Annotated in this window: 13 protein-coding genes; 12 read left to right on the forward strand and 1 reads right to left on the reverse strand. The window is 41.2% G+C overall.

The genetic code is table 11. The features are described from left to right. Positions 1-5: 5 nt before the first annotated feature. The 12 genes from rpsD (at position 6) to pgmB (ending at position 14,675) form a co-directional block, all read left to right on the forward strand. Positions 6-599 (forward strand): 30S ribosomal protein S4, encoded by a 594-nt coding sequence (rpsD, locus tag ACZ5C4_RS05130; protein ID WP_186875393.1) that lies wholly within the window; start codon positions 6-8, stop codon positions 597-599. Between the two features lie 80 nt (positions 600-679). After that, positions 680-1,639 (forward strand): DNA-directed RNA polymerase subunit alpha, encoded by a 960-nt coding sequence (locus tag ACZ5C4_RS05135; protein ID WP_186875392.1) that lies wholly within the window; start codon positions 680-682, stop codon positions 1,637-1,639. Between the two features lie 120 nt (positions 1,640-1,759). Continuing rightward, positions 1,760-2,296, forward strand: a complete 537-nt coding sequence (locus ACZ5C4_RS05140) for a bL17 family ribosomal protein (protein WP_186875391.1) — start codon at positions 1,760-1,762, stop codon at positions 2,294-2,296. Between the two features lie 517 nt (positions 2,297-2,813). Continuing rightward, complete coding sequence (adhE, locus tag ACZ5C4_RS05145; RefSeq protein ID WP_464520048.1) at positions 2,814-5,432, forward strand: bifunctional acetaldehyde-CoA/alcohol dehydrogenase; 2,619 nt, start codon at positions 2,814-2,816, stop codon at positions 5,430-5,432. A 156-nt stretch (positions 5,433-5,588) separates the two neighbouring features. Next, complete coding sequence (locus ACZ5C4_RS05150) at positions 5,589-6,344, forward strand: aminoglycoside phosphotransferase family protein (protein ID WP_464520049.1); 756 nt, start codon at positions 5,589-5,591, stop codon at positions 6,342-6,344. A gap of 8 nt (positions 6,345-6,352) precedes the next feature. Beyond that, positions 6,353-7,333, forward strand: a complete 981-nt coding sequence (locus ACZ5C4_RS05155) for a LacI family DNA-binding transcriptional regulator (protein ID WP_464520050.1) — start codon at positions 6,353-6,355, stop codon at positions 7,331-7,333. Positions 7,334-7,763: 430 nt separating this feature from the next. Beyond that, complete coding sequence (locus ACZ5C4_RS05160; protein ID WP_464520051.1) at positions 7,764-9,017, forward strand: ABC transporter substrate-binding protein; 1,254 nt, start codon at positions 7,764-7,766, stop codon at positions 9,015-9,017. 105 nt (positions 9,018-9,122) lie between these two features. After that, positions 9,123-9,995: a carbohydrate ABC transporter permease gene (locus ACZ5C4_RS05165; protein WP_464520052.1), complete on the forward strand. Its 873-nt coding sequence runs from the start codon at positions 9,123-9,125 to the stop codon at positions 9,993-9,995. After that, positions 9,992-10,840 (forward strand): carbohydrate ABC transporter permease, encoded by an 849-nt coding sequence (locus ACZ5C4_RS05170; RefSeq protein WP_464520053.1) that lies wholly within the window; start codon positions 9,992-9,994, stop codon positions 10,838-10,840. The genes ACZ5C4_RS05165 and ACZ5C4_RS05170 overlap by 4 nt, the downstream gene beginning before the upstream one ends. Before the next feature lie 44 nt (positions 10,841-10,884). Next, complete coding sequence (locus tag ACZ5C4_RS05175) at positions 10,885-13,182, forward strand: glycoside hydrolase family 65 protein (RefSeq protein ID WP_464520054.1); 2,298 nt, start codon at positions 10,885-10,887, stop codon at positions 13,180-13,182. A 12-nt stretch (positions 13,183-13,194) separates the two neighbouring features. Continuing rightward, positions 13,195-14,010 (forward strand): alpha/beta hydrolase, encoded by an 816-nt coding sequence (locus tag ACZ5C4_RS05180; protein ID WP_464520055.1) that lies wholly within the window; start codon positions 13,195-13,197, stop codon positions 14,008-14,010. Between the two features lie 23 nt (positions 14,011-14,033). Beyond that, a complete protein-coding gene (gene pgmB, locus ACZ5C4_RS05185; protein WP_464520056.1) occupies positions 14,034-14,675 on the forward strand; it encodes a beta-phosphoglucomutase in 642 nt (213 codons plus the stop codon). Between the two features lie 471 nt (positions 14,676-15,146). Here the strand turns inward: pgmB and ACZ5C4_RS05190 are convergent, their stop codons facing one another. Further along, positions 15,147-16,220 (reverse strand): cell wall hydrolase, encoded by a 1,074-nt coding sequence (locus ACZ5C4_RS05190; RefSeq protein ID WP_464520057.1) that lies wholly within the window; start codon positions 16,218-16,220, stop codon positions 15,147-15,149. Positions 16,221-16,311: the final 91 nt, after the last annotated feature.

Raw genomic sequence — 16,311 nt, forward strand, 5'->3', positions numbered from 1 at the left:
AAGACATGGCAGTAAATAGAGTTCCGGTTCTTAAAAGATGCCGTTCCTTAGGGATGGATCCAATCTATTTAGGAATTAATAAAAAATCTAACAGACAGTTAAAAAGAACAAATAGAAAAATGAGTGAGTATGGTTTGCAGCTGCGTGAAAAACAGAAAGCAAAATTTATCTACGGCGTGCTGGAAAAACCATTTAGAAATTACTATGCAAAAGCAAAACAGATGGAAGGCATGACAGGTGCAAACCTGATGATTCTTCTGGAATCCAGATTGGATAATGTAATGTTCCGTATGGGATTCGCAAGAACAAGAAAAGAAGCAAGACAGATTGTAGATCACAAGCATGTACTTGTAAATGGCAAACAGGTAAACATTCCATCTTATCTGCTGAAAGCCGGAGATACTATTGAAATCAAAGAAAAGCACAAAGGATGCCAGAGATACAAAGACATTCTGGAAGTAACAGGTGGAAATATGATTCCGGACTGGCTGGATGTTGATTCTGAGAATCTGAAGGGCACAGTAAAAGAACTTCCGACAAGAGAGGCAATCGATGTTCCTGTTGATGAGATGTTAATCGTCGAGTTGTATTCTAAATAATAGAATCTGCGCCTAAAAGGCACAGATTAGGTGAAATCGTACCCCTCAACATATTTTAACCCATAAGGAGGGTCTGTGTAGTGTTTGATTTTAATAAACCGAATATTGAAATTACAGAAATTTCAGAAGATAAAAAGTATGGAAAATTCGTGGTAGAGCCGCTGGAGAGAGGTTATGGAATTACATTGGGAAATTCCTTAAGAAGAATTATGCTTTCTTCCTTGCCAGGAGCTGCAATCAGTTCTGTAAAGATTGACGGGGTTTTGCACGAATTCAGTTCCATCCCGGGAGTAAAAGAAGATGTAACTGAGATTATTATGAACCTGAAATCTCTGGCAATTAAGAACACATCAGAATCAGACGAAGTTAAGACTGCATATATTGAGTTCGAAGGTGAAGGCGTTGTGACAGGCGCTGATGTACAGGCAGATTCAGATATCGAGATCATGAATCCAGATCAGGTCATTGCTACGCTAAGCGGTGGCAAGGACAGTAAGCTGTATATGGAGCTTACCATTACAAAAGGTAGAGGATATGTAAGTGCAGACAAGAATAAAAGTGAAGACTTGCCGATTGGGGTTATCCCGATTGATTCGATCTATACACCAGTAGAGCGTGTGAATCTTACGGTTGAGAATACACGTGTAGGTCAGATTACAGATTATGACAAGCTGACGTTAGACGTCTGGACAAAAGGAACAATGCATCCAGATGAGGCGGTAAGCCTTGCGGCAAAGGTTTTGAGCGAGCACTTAAAACTCTTTATTGATCTATCAGAGGTTGCACAGTCTGCAGAAGTTATGATCGAAAAAGAAGACGATGAGAAAGAAAAAGTATTGGAGATGAGCATCGATGAGCTCGAACTCTCGGTACGTTCTTATAATTGTCTGAAGAGAGCCGGTATCAATACGGTAGAAGAGCTGACAAATAAAACGCCGGAGGACATGATGAAAGTACGGAATCTTGGACGTAAATCTTTGGAGGAAGTACTTGCAAAATTGAAAGAACTGAATCTGGAATTAAACCAGGGAGATGAATAATCTCAGCAGAAAATTATTATTTGAATTATCCTGCCAGTAAGACCGATGAGCGTGGCGGGGGCATTTGATTAATAAGACCGAAGACGCATAACCAAATGTTGATAATGGAGGATTTAAAAAATGGCAAAGTATAGAAAACTAGGAAGAACTGCTTCCCAGAGAAAAGCTTTACTTAGAAATCAGGTAACAGCACTGCTGAACAACGGAAAAATCGTTACAACAGAAGCAAAAGCAAAGGAAATCCGTAAAATTGCAGAAGGCTTAATTGCAATGGCTGTAAAAGAGAAGGACAATTTTGATGAAGTTACAGTGATGGCGAAAGTTGCCAGAAAAGATAAAGATGGCAAGAGAGTCAAAGAGGTTGTTGACGGAAAAAAAGTGACTGTATATGATGAGGTAGAGAAGAAAATTAAAAAGGATCAGCCAAGCAGACTGCATGCTAGAAGAGAAATGCTGAAAGTTCTCTATCCTGTAAAGGAAGTACCGGCTGCAGGCGCTGGAAGAAAGAAAAATACAAAGAATGTAGACTTAGTAGACAAACTGTTTACAGAAATTGCACCAAAATACGCTGACCGCAATGGCGGATATACAAGAATTGTAAAGATTGGACAGCGTAAAGGTGACGCGGCTATGGAAGTTCTGATTGAGCTTGTATAGTTTTAAGAATGATTTAGAAACCCTATGTGAATTCGAAAAGCATTTACATAGGGTTTTTATTTATATAATAGGAAATTTCGATAAATTTCCTATTATACAAAAAGCCCTCCGGGCGGGATGCGCACGCCGCAATAAGGAAATTTTACCGCTTTGCGGTATTGCGGCGGCGCGCAAAGTGGACAAGCCTCTCAAGAGTGAGGGACTTGTCCACTTTGTTCTATCTATCCTGTAAAAATTGTTACCCTATTTTAGGAAGAACTTTGATTTAGTAATAGTCACTCAAGGTAAATTTATATAAAATTATCCTTGAAGAAATATAAAACTGTACACAGAGTACTTCTAGAGAATCATTGAGTATAGTAAAAAAGAAAATTTTGTATAAAATGCACAAATAATGTTAAAAAAATAACGTTAAAGTGTTGACAAATGGCATATTGACAATTATTTAACAACTCTGTATACTGAGAATTGTGGTTAGGAAAAGTTTATTATTTTCAATTACAGGAGGATTATTGAAATGGCGAAAAAAGAGAAGGTTGTAGTGCCGGATGTTGTTGACAGTGTAGAGACGCTGGAAGCAAAAATGAAAGCAATGCGTGAAGCACAGAAGATTTTTGCTACGTTTTCACAAGAACAGGTAGATAAAATTTTCTACGAGGCTGCTATGGCGGCAAATAAGCAGAGAATTCCGTTGGCAAAAATGGCAGTGGAAGAAACACAGAGAGGTATCGTAGAGGATAAGGTTATCAAAAATCATTATGCGGCAGAGTATATCTACAATGCATATAAGAATACAAAGACCTGCGGAATTATCGAAGAAGATGCAGCTTATGGCATTAAGAAGGTAGCTGAGCCAATCGGACTTGTGGCAGCAGTTATTCCTACGACAAATCCGACATCTACGGCTATCTTTAAAACACTGATTTGTTTAAAGACAAGAAATGCAATTATCATCAGTCCGCATCCGGCTGCAAAGGCTTGTACGATTGCAGCAGCAAAAGTAGTTTTGGACGCAGCAGTAAAGGCAGGGGCTCCGGAGGGAATTATTGGATGGATCGATGCTCCTTCACTGGAACTGACAAACATGGTAATGAAGGAATCCGATATTATCCTTGCAACAGGCGGCCCGGGAATGGTAAAGGCAGCGTATTCATCCGGAAAACCGGCTCTTGGCGTAGGTGCAGGAAATACACCCGTTATCATTGATGATACTGCAGATGTGAGAATGGCGGTAAACTCCATTATCCATTCTAAGACCTTTGACAATGGTATGATATGTGCTTCTGAGCAGTCTGTCACTGTTTTAGACAGTATATATGACGAGGTAAAAAAAGAATTCGCATACCGCGGCTGCTATTTCCTGAAAAAAGGTGCGGAGCTTGATAAGGTGCGTAAGACAATTATCATCAACGGCGCGCTAAACAGTAAGATTCCAGGAAAATCAGCTTATGAGATCGCTAAGATGGCGGGCGTTGATGTTCCTGAAGACACAAAGATTCTGATTGGTGAAGTAGAATCTGTGGATATATCAGAAGAATTTGCCCATGAAAAATTATCTCCTGTACTTGGTATGTATAGAGCGAAAACATTTGACGAAGCACTTGAGAAGGCAGCACAGCTGGTAGCTGACGGCGGATATGGACACACAGCTTCTCTGTATGTACATCCAGCGCAGAAAGAAAAAATTGAAAAGCACGCAGCAGCAATGAAAACATGCCGTGTATTGATTAACACTCCATCCTCCCATGGTGGTATCGGCGATCTTTATAACTTCAAACTGGCTCCATCCCTGACGCTTGGATGTGGTTCATGGGGCGGAAACTCCGTATCTGAAAACGTAGGAGTAAAACACCTGTTGAATGTAAAGACAGTCGCTGAGAGGAGAGAGAATATGCTGTGGTTTAGAACACCTGAAAAAGTATACTTTAAGAAAGGCTGTATGCCGGTGGCACTGGATGAGCTTGGAACTGTCCTGCACAAGAAAAAAGCATTTATTGTTACAGACTCTTTCCTGTACAAAAATGGATATGTAAATCCAATTGAAGAAAAATTAGATGAGATGGGAATTCAGCATACATGCTTCTTCGAGGTTGCTCCAGATCCGACTCTGCAGTGTGCACAGAAGGGTGTAGACCAGATGCGGCAGTTTGAACCAGATACAATCATTGCTCTGGGCGGCGGTTCTGCAATGGATGCCGCAAAGATTATGTGGATTATGTATGAACATCCGGAAGCTGATTTTGAAGATATGGCAATGGACTTCATGGATATCAGAAAGAGAGTATTTACTTTCCCGAAAATGGGTGAGAAAGCGTACTTTGTAGCGATTCCTACATCTTCAGGAACAGGTTCAGAGGTGACTCCGTTTGCTATCATTACAGATGCGGATACAGGAGTAAAATGGCCGATTGCTGATTATGCTCTGCTTCCGAATATGGCGATTGTAGATGTAGACAACATGATGACACAGCCAAAAGGATTGACAAGCGCTTCTGGTATCGACGTTATGACACACGCAATCGAAGCATATGTATCTATCATGGCGACAGATTACACAGACGGTCTTGCTATGAAGGCAGTAAAGATGGTATTTGAGAACCTTCCGTCAGCTTATGAGAATGGGGCAAATGACCCGAAAGCACGTGAAGAGATGGCGAATGCCTCCTGTCTGGCAGGTATGGCATTTGCAAATGCGTTCTTGGGTGTAAATCATTCTATGGCTCATAAATTGGGAGCATTCCATCATTTGCCACATGGTGTTGCAAATGCGGTTATTCTGACAGAGGTTATGAGATATAATGCGGCAGAAGCTCCTACAAAGATGGGGACATTCTCACAGTATCAATATCCACATGCGCTTGCAAGATACGCGGAGTTAGGACGCTTTGCAGGCTGTACCGGAAAAGACGACAAAGAAGTATTCGAAAACTTCCTTGCAAAGCTGGAGGATCTGAAAGAGAAGATAGGAATTAAGAAGACAATCAAAGACTATGGCATTGATGAAAAGTATTTCCTGGATACATTGGATGAAATGTGTGAACAGGCATTCAATGACCAGTGTACGGGCGCAAACCCGAGATATCCTTTGATGAAGGAAATCAAAGAAATTTATCTGAAATGCTACTATGGTAAATAATTAACAATCTTTTTAAGGTGAAAAAGTTAGTTAAAAAATGCACAAAATTAACTCCCAGGGCTTACATTGTCCTGGGAGTTGTTGTATAATAAGGGCAATTCAAAAAAGGATATAGAAGCGAAAAAATAGAATATCCGGAAAAGGAGGATGTGCCATATGAAATTAGAAAACAAAGAACTCATTGTGAAACGCCCTTATAAAGAAGTGTATAAATGTGAGGATGCAATTGTAAAAGTTTTCGAGGAGTCTCATCCAAAATCAGATGTATTTAATGAAGCCCTGATTACTGCTCGGATAGAGGAAACAGGTCTGGATATACCTAAGGTAAAAGAAGTATTCCAAGTGGACAAAAAGTGGGCAATTGCAATTGAGTATAAAGATGGAAAGACACTGGAAGAGATGATGGAATCCGATAAGAAAAATCTGGAGAAGTATATGGAAGACTTTGTGGATTTACAGTTGGAAATCCATAAAAAGACCTCTCCGCTGTTAAAAGGAATGAAGGATAAGCTGGTACGTCAGATTAACAGCCTGAAAGAACTGGACGCAACAAACAGATATGAGCTGCTGACACGCCTTGAAAGTATGCCGAAGCACAATAAAGTGTGCCATGGTGATTTTAATCCAAGCAACGTAATTGTAGGGAAAAATGGAAAGATGACCGTTGTCGACTGGGCGCATGCGACACAGGGGAACGCGAGCGCAGACGCGGCAATGACATACCTTCTGTTTGCGCTGAAAGATCAGGACACCGCAGATTTGTATATGAGACTATTCTGTAAAAAGAGCGATACCCCAAGACAGTACGTACAACAGTGGCTTCCGATTGTAGCAGCGGCACAGCTCACCAAAGATAACGAATTAGAAAAAGAATTTCTAATGAAATGGATTGATATTATTGATTATCAATAGGAAACGAGATGAAGATAGAAGAGATAGCAAAGTTGGCAGGGGTGTCACCGGCAACCGTATCGAATGTTTTGAATAACAGAAAAAATGTCGGTGAAAATACGAGAAAACGAATACTTGAAATATGCAATGCAAGTGGATATAGTCAAAAAAGAAAAAAGAAGCTGGAAAAGTATGACAATAAGACTATATTATTTAATTTCAGCGATTACGACAGAAAATTTTATTTGAAAATTATTCATGGCATCAGTGATTATGTATATTCAAGAGGGTATGATCTGATTATATGTACGAGCAAATCCTGTCAGCGGTTTATGGATTCCAGTATGACGAGTGGTACGATTATGCTGGATATGAAATGCAGCGACTCCATGCTTATGGAAAAGGCAGAAACAGGATATCCTATCGTGACGCTTGATCGGATTATAGAAAGACCGAATATCAAAAGTATTGTTGTAAACAATTATGTAGCCATGTGTGAACTGGTGCAGGGACTAGTTGACAGAGGATACAGGCGTTTCGGATATTTGGCCGGGATTGATACACTGGATAATCAGGAACGTTTTCAGGCATTTCAAGATGTTTTGTTTAAAAATCAGATCCGCTTTCGGAGAAGAGACTATCTGATGGGAGATTACCTGGAAAAAAGTGGATATCGTTCAGCAAAGCTGATGCTCCTGTCAGAGGATATTCCGGAGGTGCTTGTGTGCGCAAATGATAATATGGCAATTGGAGCGTTGAAAGCGCTTCGTCAGGAAGGAGTACGTGTACCTGAGGATATTGCGGTGACTGGGTTTGATGGGACAGATACGGCGGATCTTATGAATCTTACAACGGTGGATATTCCTAACTATGAAAGAGGATATCTGGCAGCACAGTTTTTATTACAGATGATAGCGGGAAATACAAATTGCGATATGTTTAAAATAGCAGCAAAGGTGCATTGGCGTGAATCTGTGGAAAATAGGAAAAAGGAATCCCGGTTTTATTAGAAATAGGGAGGAAAGAAAAGGAGGAAGTGGTCTTGTGCTGCGTCCTTCTTTTTTGTATAATAGGAAATTTTGATAAATTTCCTATTATACAAAAAGCCCTCCGGGCGGGATGCGCACGCCGCAATAAGGAAATTTTACCGCTTTGCGGTATTGCGGTGGCGCGCAAAGTGGACAAGCCTCTCAAGAGTGAGGGGCAGGGGAGTTGAAGTAGGCCTGCCTACTTTGTTCTAAATAGAGAAAATAAGAGGTGAAAATGAATAAAATTTTACTTAATATAAGTAAAATTTACTGAAATTGTAATTGAGAGTATACAAATTGCATGATATGTAATTGGTGTAAATGTAGAAAATGCACAATAAATATTGACTTAAAATATTTTAACTTGTAATATATATACAAACAAAGCGAACTTGTATTCAAGGAGGTAAAAATGAAAAAGTGTAAAATTTTATCAGTTCTATTGGCAGCGTCTTTGGGAACATCTCTGTTGATAACCGGCTGTGGAGGAAGTTCAGGAGGAGATGAAAAATCAGATGGAGGAAGTGGTGCAGGCAAGATAACCATTTTCCAGCAGAAAACAGAGATTTATGACCAATTAAAAGACATGGCGAAAGTCTATGAGGAAGAAACTGGAGTAGAAGTGGAAGTATGGCAGATTTCCGGAGATGATTACTATCAGAACCTAAAAACATACATGTCCAGTGAATCTGGCCCGACTGTTTTTTCACTTTCCTCTTCTACGGAGATTGAAGAAATGTCTGATTATCTGGAAGACATTGGAGATTTAGAATTTCTGGATAAGATTAATGAAGACTTGATTGCAAAATCAGGAGAGACAACAGTAGGAGTTCCGATGACTGCGGAAGGGTTCGGACTCGTATATAACAAAGATATGGTAAGTGAGGAGGAAATCAATACGACAGATGCCTTGATATCTTACATAGAGAGCAGCGCGGGAGAGGGAATCACAGGACTGGGACTTTCCCAGGAGGCGTTCTTCCTGATCGGACAGATCATGAATGTACCGTTTGCACTTCAGGAGGATCCGGTACAGTTCTGCCAGGATCTGTACGACGGTAAGATTAATCTGAAAGACGTAGAAGAGTTCCAGGAATTCGCAAAGCTCTACGAAGCGATCAGAGAAAATGAACAGAATCCTCTGGAGGTGACATATGACGCTAACTGCGGTAATTTTGCAACTGAAAAAACAGCAATGATTCATCAGGGAAACTGGTGCTATTCACTGTTTTCAAGCTATGACGTAGCGTTTGACATGGGGCTTGCTCCACTTCCTATTGCAGGAAATACAGCAATTTCAGTCGGTGTTCCGTCTGTATGGTGTGTAAATACAGATGCTTCTGATGAAGAAAAGCAGTTGGCAAAAGATTTCTTAAACTGGCTGTATACAAGTGAAACAGGCACTCACTATCTGATGGACGAATTTGGTTTTATCCCGGTTGTGGACGGTATGACGTCAGAAAACCTGGATCCTATATCTACGATTGTATCCGAAGCGATTGCAGAAGGGAATATTCTTCCTTGGACATTCAATGAAGAATGGCCAGCCGGAATTAACACAACTTATCTGGTACAAAATGCAGAAGAATACTTTACCAGTGATATGAGTACGGATGAATTTCTCGATATGCTGACAGAGTCATTTGTGACGGCGGCAAACGAATAGGAAAGAAAATCAAAGAGGGTGCTTTGAAAGAAGGCACCCTTTTTCATTCAAAAAATAGGGATTTAACAGGGGAAATTCCTGTCTGAATGAGAGGAGAAGAAAGAAATGAAGATTAAAAAAAGATGGTATGCATTATTTACCGCACCGTTAATGATTGTGTTTTTTATCATTATGGTGGTTCCATTCATAACAGGAATCGGTTATTCTTTTGTTTCATGGGACGGACTGGCAAAGAGTGAGAAAATCTTTGTAGGATTTGACAATTATGTAAAGCTGTTTTCAGATACACAGTTTCTTACTTCTATTGTCAGAACGACAGTATTTACTCTTGTTACAGTTGTTATCGTAAATTTACTTGCGCTTGCATTCGCGCTGCTCGTGACAACGAAGCTGAAAGTAAGGAATATAGCGCGGACAATGTTGTTTCTTCCGTATCTGATAGGCGGTCTGATTCTAGGGTATATCTGGCAGTATGTATTAGGAGAGGCGATGACTTCCTTGAGCGTGATGACCGGAATGGAGAATCTGTTTTTTAACTGGCTGGTAGATAAAGATTTCGCGTTTTATGCAATGATCGTAGTTGCAACATGGCAGATGGCAGGCTATATGATGATTGTCTATATTGCGGGTCTGGAATCTATATCAGACGATGTGATTGAAGCGGCGCAGACGGACGGTGCGGGTTTCTGGCAGACATTGTTACGAGTAAAGCTGCCTCTTTTAATGTCATCTATCACGATTTGCCTGTTTCTGACACTTTCTAACTGCTTTAAGATTTATGATGTGAATGTGTCTCTGACTGGCGGAGGGCCGAATAATTCTACGGAGATGGTATCTATGAATATTTTCAATGAGATATTTACAAAAAGTAATTTCGGATACGGACAGGCGAAAGCAGTTTTGTTCTTTATCATAGTCGCAGTGATCACACTGATACAGGTGAAGGTTACGAAGGATAAGGAGGTAACATTGCAATGAGAGGAAAATCAATCGGAAAAGCAGTTGTCAACATATTCGTCGTGTTGTGCTGCTGTATCTACCTTTTTCCAGTCTATCTGATTATTGTAAATGCTTTCAAAAGCAGGGCGGAATTATATGAAAATATTCTGGCATTTCCAAAAGAATTTACACTGGAATATTTTAAGGGCGCGTTAGATAAAATGGATTTCGTACTCGCTTTTAAAAATTCGATTATTGTTACAGTAATATCGGTTGCGATTATTGTGATCTTAAGCGCCATGACGGCGTGGATGTTCGTGCGTTCGAATAATAAGCTGAGTAAATTTCTTTTAAATCTTCTGATCGTGACTATGCTGATTCCCTTTCAGACGATAATGATGCCTTTGATGCAGGAAATGAATACGTTCGGAAAGATCTTCGGGGTTGCGTTTAAGGACTCTATAGGTGGACTGATATTTATGTATATCGGAGCAGGAGCAGGCATGGGAGTCTTTCTATATCACGGCTTTGTAAAGGCATCGGTTCCAGTTTCCTTGGAAGAAGCGGCAATTATAGATGGGTGCAGTACATGGCGCGTGTTTTGGCAGATTGTATTTCCAATTTTAAAACCGATCACAGTGACGGTGATGATATTGGACGTCATTTGGATTTGGAACGACTATCTTCTTCCGTCTCTGACGCTGACAAGCAACAATAATAAAACGATTCCTCTGGCGATGTCACTGTTTTTCGGACAATATAATATCGAATGGAATATGGCGATGGCCGCGTTGACCTTTACAATTGTGCCGGTGATTATTTTTTATCTGCTTTGTCAGAAACACATTATCAAAGGCGTGGCAGCAGGCGCTGTGAAAGGATAAAGATCGGGAAAGAAGATAGAAAACAGGAAAGGAAACAAAAACGGATGGAAAAGAGATATTGCGTCCAAAATTGTCAGATAAACGAGGAAAATATAATTCTTCAGGAAACGCTTTTCCATAATGCGAACGGATATATCGGTATCAGAGGTACGCTGGAGGAAGGCTGTCCGGAGGAATTTGACACCATGAGGGGGGCATATATTAATGGGTTCTATGATATTGCTCCGATGAAGCAGGCGGAGAAGCTCTGTAATCTGACAGAGGATAAAGAGACTATGTTAAACGTGGCAGATACACAGACGATTATCCCTAAGTTTTCAGGTGAAAGATTCTCTATGTTTACAGGAGCAGCAACAGAGTATGAACGGATTCTGGATATGGAGAACGGAATAACGGTAAGAAATCTGAAGTGGGAAACGAAGGATAAGAGGAAGGTAGAATTTTCCATTACAAGAATGACATCATTTGCAGAGAAATCGTTGTTTACAATCGATTATCAGATACGTTCAGATGATTTTGAAGGAGACCTGTGTGTAGAATCCTTGCAGAAAGGGCTTGTCAAAAACTATTTTAACCCCCACGATCCAAGACTGGCCGGGGAGAGTCATATACATTTGAAAAAGAAAGACGCATGGGTAGATGGCGAATGCAGCTATCTTGCCAGTGAAACGATAAAAAGCGGATTATCAGTGGTAAGTGCGGTGTCGCATGAAATATATATAAACGGAGAGAAATTTGACGGCGCTGTTTTAGAATATGCAGAAGAAGAGCATAAAGCATGCGTAAGCTTCTGTATACAGATACATCCGGGAGACAGGGTACGTATTGTAAAATACAGTGTGTTTCAAGATTCTGTGAGAAATGCAGACTGCCTGCAGGCAGCGCGGACTTGTATGAAGGAAGTAACGGAAAAAGGACTAGACTACTATTATAGCAAACAAAAAGAGTATCTGCAAAAATTCTGGGAAAATTCGGAACTGGAAATTAAAGGAGATGCAGATTTGAATTCTTCTGTGTGCTTTAATATGTATCAGCTTCTTCAGTCAGCGGGAACAGACGGATGCTCCAGTATAGCGGCAAAGGGATTAAGCGGAGAGGGATATGAAGGACACTACTTTTGGGATACAGAAATGTTTATGCTTCCGTATTTCGTATTAACGAATCCGGATATCGCAAGAGGACTTCTGAATTACCGCTATACTATTCTACCGCAGGCAGAGGAAAATGCAGCATTACTCGGACATGAAAAAGGAGCGCTCTATCCGTGGAGAACGATAGCAGGAAAAGAGTGTTCAGGATATTATCCGTCAGGAAGCGCACAGTATCATATAAACGCTGATATTGCATATGCAGTTGTACTGTATTATAAGGTGACGGGCGATTGGAAATTTATGTGCGAACAGGGAATGGAAATTCTGTTGAAAACAGCACGGCTATGGCTGGATGTGGGGAATTTTTATAAGGGAAAATTTCAGATTAATTGCGTGACAGGTCCGGACGAATATACTTGCATTGTGAACAATAATTATTATACAAATGCTGCGGCGAAATACAATATAGAGCAGTTTCTCCTGTTGACAGAAAAATTTATGGAAGAAAAAAAAGAGTGGGACAAATTTTGTTCCCTGCATAAATTGACGAGGGCGGAGCTAGGCGAAATGAAACAGGTGGCTGACGCTATGTACCTGCCTTATGATGACGAGCTAAAAATAAATCCGCAGGATGATTCATTTTTACAAAAACCGATATGGAATCTGGAAGAGACACCGAAAGAAAAGTTCCCTCTTTTGCTGCACTATCATCCACTTCATCTCTATCGTTATCAGGTATGTAAACAGGCGGACACTGTTTTAGCACATTTCCTGTTTCCAGATTATCAGAGTGAAGAAACCGTAAAAAATTCTTTTCTCTATTATGAAAAAATAACGACACACGACTCATCGTTGTCCACCTGCATATTTAGTATTGTGGCATCGGCACTCGGTATGAGAGAGAAAGCACTTTATTATTTTGGGGATTCGGCAAAAATGGATTTACTGAATACACATAAAAATACGAAAGACGGTATTCATGCGGCGAATATGGGCGGCTGCTATATGGCAATTGTCTATGGATTCGCAGGACTTAGAATTGAGAAAAACGCTCTTGTGCTCAATCCTTATGTACCAGAAGGGTGGGACGGATATACATTTCGGATCCGGTATCAAAATTCTCTGCTGTTTGTGTGTGTGGAAAAGAATGCGTGCAGTGTCCGGCTTCTTCAGGGAGATGCAGTACACATAGAATTATATGGAGAACCAAAGGAGACCATTCCAGGGGAAACGGTTGTAATCAATAGATGAGAAGGTGGAAATATGAAGTGTGATATGATTGAAATAAAAACAAAAAAAGCTTCAACGGCGAGGTTGTTTACCTATTTTTTAGAGAACTATGAAGAGATTGACAGAGACAGAAAAAGACCTGCGGTAATAATATGTCCGGGCGGCGGATACCGAATAACGTCAGACAGGGAAGCAGAGGCAGTAGCGTTACAGTATGCAGCGATGGGATACCACGCCTGCGTATTACGGTACAGCGTAAAACCGGAGGAATATCCGCAGGCCCTCTGTGAACTGGCATGGAGCGTAGGTTATTTGCGGTTGCATGCGAAAAAATATGGAATAGACAAGGACAAAATAATTGTTCTGGGATTTTCTGCAGGGGGCCATCTGGCGGCGAGCCTGGGGGTGTTCTGGAACAGAGAATGGCTGGAAAAGGAAACGGGCTTAAAGAAAGAGCAGATGTGTCCCAATGGTATGATCTTATGTTATCCGGTCATTATCTACAGAACAGACGGACATGTAGAAAGCTTTGAAAATCTGCTCGGCGTACAGTATACAGAAGAAAATGCGAGTAAGCTGAGCCTGGAAAAACAGGTGACTGCCAATACGCCGCCGACATTTTTATGGCACACCTATGAGGATGAAACAGTGCCTGTAGAAAATACATTCGCATTTGCAGAAGCTCTGAGGAAAGTAAATATACCGTTAGAAATGCATATTTTTCCGAAGGGGCCACATGGTTTATCACTGGCAAACGCAGAAACACAGGTAAAAGAGACTGGTTTTGGAATACAGGAGCACTGCCAGGAGTGGATCAAGCTGTCAGGCGAGTGGATAAAAGAACTGTAAGTGAAAAAATAGGGGTGGCAGATATGAAAAAAAAGGGAATTATTTTCGATTTGGACGGCGTTATCGTATCGACAGACCGCCTGCATTATCAGGCATGGAAAAAAATTGCAGATAAGCTGGGGATTGCTTTTGATGAGAAAAAAAATAATAGACTGCGAGGCGTAAGCAGAATGGAAAGCCTGGAAATTATTTTGGAGAGCTATCCAGACAGAGGGAAGATAAGCGAGGAGGAAAAGAGTAGACTGGCAGAAGAAAAGAATCAGTATTATGTGGAGCTTTTGCAGATGCTGGGGAGGAAAGACATTCCTTGTGAAGTAACGGAGACGCTGGGATATTTAAAAAAGAAAGGCTACCTTCTCGCAATCGGTTCTTCTAGTAAAAATGCGGGACTCATTCTACGCCGTACAGAGATGACAGAGTGGTTTAACGCAATAGCAGACGGAAATCATATCCAACATTCAAAACCCGATCCGGAGGTATTTCTTAAGGCGGCAGAATTTTTAAAGCTGCCGCCGGAGGAATGTCTGGTTGTAGAGGATGCAGAGGCGGGAATTCACGCCGCGATAGCAGGGGGGATGGAAACAGTTGGTATAGGAGATGCCTATTATTGTAAAGAGGCAGATTATCACATTCAGAAATTTGATGAATTAAAGAACTACTTATAAAGGAAACTGATGAAAACGATTCGCGCAAGAGAGTGTGTATTGCAACGTTCGTCAGGGCTTCGCCGGAATTCCTCACTTTTGCAACACACGCCCTCTTGCGCTTACACTTTCGCCAGCTTAAATTATAATTTCAGACAGAACAGAACCGGCTTCACGCTGCTACAAAGTTCCAGTCGGAAGTTTTTCCTTCGTCTATAGAAGGAGGCGCTCTAACTGAAATTCATAAAAAAGAGGACGGCTTCACGTTGTTATAGCTCTTCAATTAGAAGTATCTATAATACTTCCAATTGGAAATGCATAGCAATGTGAAGCCGATTTTTTCCGCTTGGAACTATAAACTTAAGCTGGCGAAAGCGTGAGTGTGAAAGAGATGCTTTGCGTGAGTGAGGAATTTCGGCGAAGCCCTGACGAACGATGCAAAGCATCTCTTTCACACGTCCCTTTTGCCAGTTTCCGCAGTGTCAGCTCAATTTACCAGCTCGGGAAGAATACATTATTTCCTATATTGATTCCAGCGTGTCCGGTGCCTGCGTATAGGAAGTAATAACAGTCAGCTACAGCAGCCAGTCGTGCGCCGTTCACAGCATCCTGTGCGACCTGCATGGAAAGGGAGGTAGGTCCCTGTAACAGAACTTCATCCAGGCGGCCGGTCCAGACGGGTTCAAACTGTCCGCTTGCATAGATAACCTCTGTGATAGTATTCCCAAACCTAGGATCAGCGACACGATTCATGATTACTGTTGCAACTGCAAGGAGACAATCATAATCCTGATATGCTTCGCATTGAATTAACGCTGCCAGCAGAGTTACCTCATCTTCCGCTACAACAGAGCCTCCGCTGTTTATAATCGTATCATCATAGGAGCCATTTACATTAGAAGAGCCTGCCTCCTGTGCAGCCTGCTGCTGCGCTGCCGCGGCGGCAGCCGCCTCCTGCGCCTTGACCTGCTCTAACTGTGCCTGGAACTGGGCTAAGTCTGTAGAAGTAGACGCAGCCTTTGCCTGCAGCTGTGCCTGCTGTGTCTCTAAACTGGTTTGAAGCTCTGTCAGGGAGGACTGCTGTGTCTCCAATGTTTCCTTCTGATCTGCAATTTGCTGCTGTGTTTCCTGGAGTTCTAACAGCATATTGCGGTCATAGTCACTGATATTCTGTATAAAATCTGCTTTGTTTAAGAAATCTGACAGATTTTCGGCGGAACAAAGCCATTCTAACAGTGATGCATCCCCATTTTCATACATATATTTAATACGGGTTTTCATATTGGCGTACTGTTTGGCCTCATTTTCTTCGGCGGTCTGCAGAGATTCTTCTGTTCTTTGGATTTCACCGTTTGTGATTTCAACCTGCATCTCTATAGTAGAGATCTCCTCGCTGATTGAAATCATTTCCTGATTTATACCGGATAATTGATTTTCAAGTTCGGAGGTTTTGCTTTCCAGGCTTTCCGAATCTTCTGCATATGCGGGAAAAAGGGAAAGTACGAGTACGAGGCAGCATACTAGAATAACACCTGTACGAAGCCTGCGCTTTGAATGCAATTCCATATTTTCAATTCCTTTCTGTATCTGATTATTTTCTATCAGATACTCCCTCCTACTGGCTATATATGCCTTTAAAAAGAGAGAGTAAACTTGT

The organism is Mediterraneibacter flintii (genome assembly GCF_055387595.1).

What these genes read in the sequence shown, in the direction of transcription:
- ACZ5C4_RS05190 (WP_464520057.1), bottom strand. Translation starts at nt 16,220, where the DNA reads ATGGAATTGCATTCAAAGCGCAGGCTTCGTACAGGTGTTATTCTAGTA.
- ACZ5C4_RS05140 (WP_186875391.1), top strand. Translation starts at nt 1,760, where the DNA reads ATGGCAAAGTATAGAAAACTAGGAAGAACTGCTTCCCAGAGAAAAGCT.
- rpsD (WP_186875393.1), top strand. Translation starts at nt 6, where the DNA reads ATGGCAGTAAATAGAGTTCCGGTTCTTAAAAGATGCCGTTCCTTAGGG.
- ACZ5C4_RS05150 (WP_464520049.1), top strand. Translation starts at nt 5,589, where the DNA reads ATGAAATTAGAAAACAAAGAACTCATTGTGAAACGCCCTTATAAAGAA.
- ACZ5C4_RS05155 (WP_464520050.1), top strand. Translation starts at nt 6,353, where the DNA reads ATGAAGATAGAAGAGATAGCAAAGTTGGCAGGGGTGTCACCGGCAACC.
- ACZ5C4_RS05160 (WP_464520051.1), top strand. Translation starts at nt 7,764, where the DNA reads ATGAAAAAGTGTAAAATTTTATCAGTTCTATTGGCAGCGTCTTTGGGA.
- ACZ5C4_RS05165 (WP_464520052.1), top strand. Translation starts at nt 9,123, where the DNA reads ATGAAGATTAAAAAAAGATGGTATGCATTATTTACCGCACCGTTAATG.
- ACZ5C4_RS05170 (WP_464520053.1), top strand. Translation starts at nt 9,992, where the DNA reads ATGAGAGGAAAATCAATCGGAAAAGCAGTTGTCAACATATTCGTCGTG.
- ACZ5C4_RS05175 (WP_464520054.1), top strand. Translation starts at nt 10,885, where the DNA reads ATGGAAAAGAGATATTGCGTCCAAAATTGTCAGATAAACGAGGAAAAT.
- ACZ5C4_RS05180 (WP_464520055.1), top strand. Translation starts at nt 13,195, where the DNA reads ATGAAGTGTGATATGATTGAAATAAAAACAAAAAAAGCTTCAACGGCG.
- pgmB (WP_464520056.1), top strand. Translation starts at nt 14,034, where the DNA reads ATGAAAAAAAAGGGAATTATTTTCGATTTGGACGGCGTTATCGTATCG.
- adhE (WP_464520048.1), top strand. Translation starts at nt 2,814, where the DNA reads ATGGCGAAAAAAGAGAAGGTTGTAGTGCCGGATGTTGTTGACAGTGTA.